1 protein-coding gene is annotated in these 780 nt (G+C 66.9%); it reads right to left on the bottom strand.

What is annotated here, in order from left to right:
• Nucleotides 1-780, bottom strand: a 780-nt coding sequence (locus tag EN935_RS38535) for a CocE/NonD family hydrolase (protein WP_127374375.1), incomplete at both ends; no start/stop codon positions are given.

Here is a 780-nt window from a genome sequence, read left to right as displayed (position 1 = left end):
GGTTCAAAGCGCACGTCGCGGTCGCGAGCCGACGGCGGCCGCACCGGCAGCATCACCGTGCTGTCGCCGCTCGCCATCGACAGCGTCGACAGTTTCGGCTGCGGCCACAGGATCGGCCAATGCTGGTTGGCCAGCGCCAGCCGGATGCGGTGGCCCTTGGGCACCGTGCGAGCGAAATCATTGAGCTTCAGCCGCACGCGGAACGGTGTTCCGACTGGACACGGCTCTGGATGCTCGTGGCTGTCTCTGTGGCTGAGGTTGAGCACGCCATAGGTCATCAGCGCCGAGGTGCCGTCGGGATAGACATCGCACAGCCGGGCGGCGAGGTTGACATGCGGCTGGTCGACAATGACGAGCAGATCGAGTTCCGGCGCGCCGAGCAAGGTCAGGTCGCTGTCGAGCGGGGGCGTGTCGAAGCACAACGCCAGCCCGTCCTCACGACGCTGGTCGATGGGCATATCCGGGCAGGAGCCGCCATAACCGCCCCAGCGGCCGCAGTCTCGCCCGGCGGTGGCCGGCGAGCGCACGGAAAGCACGGCACCCGGTGCGGGTTCGCTGCCAAGCCCAGTGGCGTTCAGATGCAAAGCGCGGCGTTCGATGCGCGGCGACGGCCACTGGTCCTCGGCGGCCCAACTGCCGGCATGATCGGGGAGATAAAAAGGTTGTGGCCGTTCTTCGCCGGTGATCCAGACGCGATAGAGTGGCTCGTTCATGATGCCGGTGTCTTCGCCGCAGAGCCAATGGCGCCACCAGCGCATCGCCTCCTGCAGATAGCCGATC

The sequence above is a fragment of the Mesorhizobium sp. M7D.F.Ca.US.004.03.1.1 genome (assembly GCF_003998635.1).
GTDB classification, from domain to species: domain Bacteria; phylum Pseudomonadota; class Alphaproteobacteria; order Rhizobiales; family Rhizobiaceae; genus Mesorhizobium; species Mesorhizobium loti.
The sequence above is the reverse complement of the archived record's forward strand: the minus strand, read 5'-3'. Positions and strand labels throughout refer to the sequence as shown.